Source organism: Amycolatopsis sp. NPDC051371, assembly GCF_040682155.1.
Taxonomy (GTDB): domain Bacteria; phylum Actinomycetota; class Actinomycetes; order Mycobacteriales; family Pseudonocardiaceae; genus Amycolatopsis.
Genome location: NZ_JBFBAG010000107.1, coordinates 1 through 5,673 on the forward strand (window position 1 = coordinate 1; position 5,673 = coordinate 5,673).

3 protein-coding genes are annotated in these 5,673 nt (G+C 72.9%); 1 reads left to right on the forward strand and 2 read right to left on the reverse strand.

Features of this window, described 5'->3' with window-relative positions; all coding sequences use genetic code 11:
- Nucleotides 1-108: 108 nt before the first annotated feature.
- A complete protein-coding gene (locus AB0M59_RS53355) occupies nucleotides 109-1,140 on the reverse strand; it encodes an alpha/beta hydrolase (protein WP_364632065.1) in 1,032 nt (343 codons plus the stop codon).
- 91 nt (nucleotides 1,141-1,231) lie between these two features.
- Entirely contained in the window at nucleotides 1,232-3,928 is a 2,697-nt protein-coding gene (locus AB0M59_RS53360) for an AAA family ATPase (RefSeq protein WP_364632068.1), read from the reverse strand.
- 136 nt (nucleotides 3,929-4,064) lie between these two features.
- Between AB0M59_RS53360 and AB0M59_RS53365 the strand changes: the two genes are divergently transcribed.
- Nucleotides 4,065-5,579 carry a tannase/feruloyl esterase family alpha/beta hydrolase gene (locus AB0M59_RS53365; protein WP_364632071.1) on the forward strand — a complete coding sequence of 505 codons (1,515 nt, stop codon included), beginning with the start codon at nucleotides 4,065-4,067 and terminating at the stop codon, nucleotides 5,577-5,579.
- Nucleotides 5,580-5,673: the final 94 nt, after the last annotated feature.

The window sequence follows — 5,673 nt, forward strand, 5'->3', positions numbered from 1 at the left end:
TCGACGCCCACACCAACGCCGACGACGCCACCCGCTACCGCGACGCGGACGAAGTCGCGAAGTGGCGCGAAGCGGACCCGCTCAAGCATGTTTCTCACTCACGACCGTTTACCTGCGGGCAGCGTCCAGGATGGCCTGGGCGAACGGACGCGGCGCCTCCTGCGGGACGTTGTGCCCGATGCCGTCGAGGATCCGGTGCTCGTACTTGCCCGTGTACTTCGCGCGGTAGGCCTTGCCGTCCTTGGCCGCGCCGTCGAAGTCGCTGGCGATCGTGATCGCCGGGACCGTGATGGCCGGCCCTGCCGCCAGCTTCTGCTCGTACGCCTCGTACTGCGGCTCGCCCGGGGCGAGGCTCAGGCGCCAGCGGTAGTTGTGGACGACGATGTCGACGTGGTCCGGGTTGTCGAACGCCGCCGCGCTGCGGTCGTACGTCGCGTCGTCGAAGGTCCACGCGGGGGACGCCGTCTTCCAGATCAGCTTGTTGAAGTCGTGGCGGTTGGCCGCGTAACCGGCGCGGCCGCGCTCGGTCGCGAAGTAGTACTGGTACCACCAGCCGAGTTCGGCCTGAGGGGCCAGGGGTTTCTGGTTCGCCACCAGGTTCGTGACGATGTACCCGCTCACCGCGACGACGGCCTGGCAGCGTTCCGGGAAGAGCGCGGCGATGATGTCGACCGTCCGCGAACCCCAGTCGTAGCCGCCGAGGACGGCCTTGTCGATCTTGAGCGCGTCCATCAGGGCGACGACGTCGAGCGCGACCGCCGCCTGCTGCCCGTTGCGGACGGTCTGCGCCGACTTGAACGTCGTCGGGCCGTAGCCGCGCAGGAACGGGATGATCACGCGGTAGCCGGCCGCGGCCAGGATCGGCGCGACGTCGACGTAGCTGTACGGGTCGTACGGCCAGCCGTGCAGCAGCACGACCGGCTGCCCGGTCGCCGGCCCGGACTCGTAGTAGGCCATGGTCAGCACTCCGGCGTCGGCGTGCTTGACCTCGCCGAGCGAGGTGTGCTCGCCCGACCCGGCCCGCGGGTCGGGTGCGCTCGAGGGTGCGGCCGCGGGGGCGCTCGAAGACGAGCAGGCCGCCAAGGAGGTCGCCGCCAGTCCCGCCGCGAACGCCTGCCCGAACCTTCTCCTGCTGATCATCTTGACTCCTGTGCGAAAGACCGTGGGACTTTCACGACGTTAGAGCCGGTCCGGTGATCTCGCGCCCGTCAGATGACGCAGCCGGTGTAAGTCACCCTTCGAGGGTCTTCAGCATCCCGGCGAGGTCGGCGCGGGAGCTCACGCCCAGCTTGGGGAAGATCCGGTGCAGGTGGGTGCCGACGGTCCGGTGCGAAAGGTACAGCCGCTGCCCGATCTCCCGGTTCGTCAGCCCGTCGGCGGCCAGCCGGGCGATGCTCAGCTCGTGCGGGGTCAGCTTCTCCCGCGCGTCCGGGCCGCGGTTCGGGCTCGACTCGCCCGCACCGCGCAGCTCACCCCGCGCCCGCTCGGCCCAGGCCGTCATGCCGAGGGCGTCGAACGTCTCGCGGGCGGTGCGCAGGTGCGTCCGCGACTCGACGACCCGCCGCTGCCGTCGCAGCCACTCGCCGAACGCCAGGTGGACGCGCCCGCGTTCGGCGGGCCAGCCGGCGAGGTCGGCTCGCAGCGCTTCGGCGAACCGCTCGTCGCTCGGGTCGAGCACGGCCCGCGCGTACCTCAGCCCGATGTGCAGGGCGGGCGACGGTGTTTTCAGGCATTCCAGCTCGGCGAGGATGTCGCGCATGGCGTCGGTCTGCCCGGCCCGGACGGCGGCCTCGGTCAGCTCGGCGACGCAGTAGGCGCGCAGGGCGAGCTGGTAGGCGGGGTCGGCCGGGTCGAGCATCCGCCGCAGGTCGGCGAAGGCGTCGTCGAAGCGGCCTTCGCTCAGGCTGATGAGCCCACGCGTGAGCTGGACGGTGGCGAGCACCGGCCGGGCGCCCGCGGCGAGCCCGGCGCGTTCCGCCTCGCCGGCCAGGATTTTCGCCTGCTTGTGGTCGCCGCGCAGGGCGGCGATCTCGGCTTGGACGGCGGTGGCCAGGCCGTACATGAACGGCTGGCCGGTCTCGCGGGCGAACCGGGCGGCTTCGGCGGCGGCCGGCACCGCCCCGGCGAGGTCGCCGAGCCGGACACGGCTCCACGCCTGGACGGCCAGCGCCCGCGGCAGCAGCCCGAGCCGGCCCTGGGCCCGCAGCCCCGGCGCGGCGGCCGCGGAGAACCGCCCGGCGAGGTCGAAGGCGCCGACCTGCAGGGCGGCGCTGCCCAGGTACCGGTCGACCTCGGGATCGGCACCGGTCGCCCCGGCGAGCTTCTTGAGCCGGCTTATGACGGCTTCGCCGCGCTCGAACGGCGCGACGTAGGCGGTGACGGCCACGACCCGCGGATCGTCATCGGGGATCGGCAGCCGGTCGGCGACGTCGAGCAGGGCTTTCCGGGCCGCGCCGCCGGGCTCGGTCCAGAAGCAGCGCATGGCGGCGCTCCAGAGGATCCGGAGGGCGGCGTCGGTTTCGCCGTCGGCGGCGACGGCCCCGGCGGTGACCGCGAGTTCGGCGACGCGGGCGGGGTCTTCACGCACGCCGTCTTCGAACTCGCTGAGCAGCCGGCTCGCGGTGGCCCGTTGGCTTTTGGTCGCCGGATTCGCGGCGTGGACGAGGCGTTCGGCGGTCTCGCGCCGCCCGGACTCGACGGCCAGCTCGGCGGCCTTCAGCAGCCGATCGGTCCGGCGTTCGGGCTGTTCGCTGAGCCGCGCGGCCTGTTCGAGCGCGGCGATGGCGGCGGCGGCCCCACCCCGGAACCGGGCGCGCTCGGCGGTGCGCTCGAGGGCACCGGCAACGGTTTCATCGGCCCCGGCGGTGGCGGCGGCTTGGTGCCAGGCGCGCCGGTCGGGCTGGTCGCGGAGGGCTTCGGCGAGGGCGAGGTGGGCGCGCCGCCGGTCGGTCGGGGTGGCGGCCGCGGGGATGGCGGAACGCATGAGCGGGTGGCGAAAGGTGACGGTGCCGGCGGAGAGTTCGATCAGGCGCGCTTCCACTGCGGGAGCAAGGATTTCCGGCTCGACGGCGTCCGTCGTCAGGAGCGCGCCCGTCGCCGTCAACGTCTCCGCCAACGAGGTCGTCTCGTTCAACGCCGCGACCAGCAGCGCCGTCCGCGTCGCCGACGGCAGGCCTGTCACCCGCGCCGTGAACGTCCGCTCCAGCCGTTCCGTCAGCGGCAGCACCGGGTCGAGCCCGTCGAACTCGGCCAGCCCCGACGGCAGCTCCGTCAAGGCCAGCGGATGGCCCGCCGCCTCCGTCAACAGCCGCGTCCGGACCGCCGGTGCCAGGCGCGGCGCGACCGCGTCCAGGAGGTCTGCCGCGTCATCCGCCCCCAACCGCTCCAGGACCATCGGCGCCAACCCGGCATCGAGCAGCGGGGACGAAGCGCCGTCCCGGAGCGTCGCCACCAGGACGATCGGCTCGGTCTCGATCCGCCGCGCCACGAACGCCAGGACGTCCGCGCTGGCCTGATCCAGCCAGTGCACGTCCTCCGCGACCAGCAGCAACGGCTTCGCGGCCGCCTCCTCGGCCAGCAGCGTCAGCGCCGCGAGCCCCACCAGGTAGGCGCTCGGCGAAGCGCCGTCCGCCAGCCCCAACGCGGTCCGCAACGCCTCACGCTGGGGCGCGGGCAGCTCCGCCACCCCCGCCCGGACCGGGTGGAGCAACTGGTGCAGCCCGGCGTACGCGAGGTTCTGCTCGGCCTCGGCCCCGGCGGTCCGCAGCACGCGCAGCCCGGCGACCGACGCCGCGGCCGCCGTCTCGGCCACCAGCGCCGACTTCCCGATGCCGGCTTCGCCGCGCAGGACCACGCCGCTGCGGTCCTCGGGACCGTCGACGAGCTCGCCCAGCTCCTTCAGCTCGGCTTCCCGCCCGTGCAGCGCCATGGAAGCGACCTTACCCAACCGATGTTTCCGCAGCTCAAGGCCGAGTGACGTACATCGACAGCGTCATCCGACGGGCGCGGGCGCCACACCCCGCCACCTAGCTTCGCAGCGTCCACCCAAGCGACCCGAGGAACCGATGAGACGCCTCCCGAAGTTCTTGGCGGCCGCCGTGCCGCTCCTGCTGACCGGCCTGATCCCGCTCGCCCCGAGCGCGGCGGCCGCGACGCCGGCCTGTGCCCCGGTCCCGATCTCGGCGCCCGCCGGCGCGAAGATCGAGTCCGTCACGGCCGAACACAAGACCGCGTACTGCCAGCTCACCATCACGCTGACGCACTCCGGCACGGACCACGTCAAGGTCGCCGTGGCCCTGCCCGACACCGGCTGGACCGGGCGGCTGCAGGCCCTCGGCGGCAGCGCCTACGCCGCCGGCAACTTCGACGGGCTCGCCCAGGCCGTCAAGGACGGCTACACCGGCGTGACGACCGACGCGGGCGTGTCCCTCGACGGGCTCGACACGTCGTGGGCGGTGACCGCCGACGGCCAGGTCGACCAGACGCTCCTGACCAACTTCGCCACCCGTTCGGTGCACGAAGAGGCCCTGATCGGGAAGGCCGTCACGCAGCGGTACTACCACCGCCCGGTGGCGTACTCGTACTGGACCGGCTGCTCGACCGGCGGCCGCCAGGGCTACGCCGAGGCCCAGGACCACGCGAACGACTTCGACGGCATCCTGGCCAACGCCCCGGCCGTCGACTGGACGCAGTTCGCCGTCGCGACGCTGTGGCCGCAGGTCGTCATGAACCAGAGCCACGACTTCCCCAGCACCTGCGTGCTTTCGGCGTTCCGGCAGGCGGCGGTCCAGGCGTGCGACGCGCGTGACGGCGTCACCAACGGCATCGTCGACCGGCCGGACGAGTGCGGCTACGACCCGCGCGGCCTGGTCGGCACGAAGGTCGTCTGCGAAGGCCACGAGTTCACCGTGACGGCGGCGGACGCCGAGGTCATGCGCAAGATCTGGGCCGGCCCGACCGACGAGCGCGGCCGCAAGCTGTGGTCCGGGCTCCCCAAGGGCGCGGACTTCACCTGGCTGGCCGGCACGCAGCCGGGCCCCGACGGGACGCTCTTCGCGCCCGGCTTCCCGGTGGCCGTCAAGTGGGTGCAGTCGTTCCTGGAGAAGCAGCCCGGCTTCGACACCTCGAAGCTGACGTACGGCCAGTTCGCCGACCTGTTCCGCCAGTCGGTGCGGGAGTACGACGACGTCATCGGCACGTCCGACCCGGACCTGTCGGCGTTCCGCCGCGCCGGCGGCAAGCTGATCACGTTCGTGGGCGCGAACGACCAGCTGATCCCGCCGGGCGGCACGCTGTCCTACCGCGAGCAGGTCGAGCGGACGATGGGTGGTTCCCAGCGGGTGAACGACTTCTATCGGCTGTTCCTCGCCCCGGGCGTCGAGCACTGCTTCGGTGGCGGCGGACCCGAGCCGACGAACGCGCTCGGGCAGCTCGTCGACTGGGTGGAGCACGGCAAGGCCCCGGCCACGCTGGCGGCGGCGTCCGCGGACGGCAAGACCCGGAACCTGTGCCCGCTCCCGTCGGTTTCGCGCTACACGGGTGGCGACCCGGCGACGGCGTCCAGCTACCGCTGCCGCTGACCCACAGCGCCCCAATGTGGCCTTGGTTGCGTTGAACGCACCCAAGGCGGCCTTCGGTGCGTTCAACGCACCGAAGGCCACATTGGGGCGCTCG

Bases quoted from the DNA above. Each gene is read 5' to 3' on its own strand.
- AB0M59_RS53360 (WP_364632068.1), bottom strand. From the start codon at position 3,928: ATGGCGCTGCACGGGCGGGAAGCCGAGCTGAAGGAGCTGGGCGAGCTC.
- AB0M59_RS53365 (WP_364632071.1), top strand. From the start codon at position 4,065: ATGAGACGCCTCCCGAAGTTCTTGGCGGCCGCCGTGCCGCTCCTGCTG.
- AB0M59_RS53355 (WP_364632065.1), bottom strand. From the start codon at position 1,140: ATGATCAGCAGGAGAAGGTTCGGGCAGGCGTTCGCGGCGGGACTGGCG.